The sequence below is a fragment of the Mycolicibacterium vulneris genome (assembly GCF_002104765.1).
In the GTDB taxonomy this organism is placed as follows: domain Bacteria; phylum Actinomycetota; class Actinomycetes; order Mycobacteriales; family Mycobacteriaceae; genus Mycobacterium; species Mycobacterium vulneris.
In genome coordinates, this window is the sequence record NZ_NCXM01000104.1 from 1 (window position 1) to 510 (window position 510).

1 protein-coding gene is annotated in these 510 nt (G+C 66.3%); it reads right to left on the reverse strand.

Features of this window, described 5'->3' with window-relative positions; all coding sequences use genetic code 11:
- Positions 1-92: 92 nt before the first annotated feature.
- A partial coding sequence (locus B8W69_RS29555) for a hypothetical protein (protein WP_220084584.1) occupies positions 93-510 on the reverse strand: 418 nt, incomplete at its 5' end.

The following is a 510-nucleotide window of genomic DNA, read 5'->3' on the forward strand; positions in this document are numbered from 1 at the left end:
GGTACCCACCGGGACCGGAAGAAAAAAGGGGGACCCGGCCAACCCCGCGGGTGCAGGTGCTGGCCGGGCCCCGGAATGTGTTGTCGGCACAGTCATCGCGGCGACGTAGTGAGCAGTTCGCTGCGGCTGTGGTGGTTTTCGGTCAAGCCGAGTCGCGCCGCGACGCGGTGCACGGTGCGTGTGGTCGTGTAGAGGCGCCAGGCGATGAGGTCCAGTTCGACACGGCCGTGCATGCGGCGTACTGCCTCGTCGCGTTCTGCTCCGCGCAACCGCAACCGTAGGCCGTCGTAGGCGACCTGAATGACGGCCAGTTCATCGATGTCAGGCTGCCCTTGGTGGTCGGGTTCCTGTTCGTGTTCACCGCGGCCACCGGTTGCGGCCAGGGTTTGGGCTTCGTCGTGGTCGGTGGTGGCCCACGGGTCGGTGACTGTGGTCATGATGTTGTTCTCCGTTTCCGATGGTGATGGAGTGCGCCGGTTGGCGCTGGGGTGCGGGCAAGCGGGTGAGGGT